General features: G+C 45.5%; 1 tRNA gene. It reads right to left on the reverse strand.

The features are described from left to right. Window position 1: 1 nt before the first annotated feature. A tRNA-Ile gene (locus ACZ267_RS13125) sits at window positions 2-75 on the reverse strand. Window positions 76-211: the final 136 nt, after the last annotated feature.

Here is a 211-nt window from a genome sequence, read left to right on the forward strand (position 1 = left end):
GTGGGCCTAAGTGGACTCGAACCACCGACCTCACGCTTATCAGGCGTGCGCTCTAACCAGCTGAGCTATAGGCCCATCACGTTGAATGTTATATAAACATTCAAAACTGAATACAATATGTCAATGTTATTCCTTCATCTTCTACGAAGATGTTCCGAATATATCCTTAGAAAGGAGGTGATCCAGCCGCACCTTCCGATACGGCTACCTT

The organism is Staphylococcus sp. AC872 (assembly GCF_979255425.1).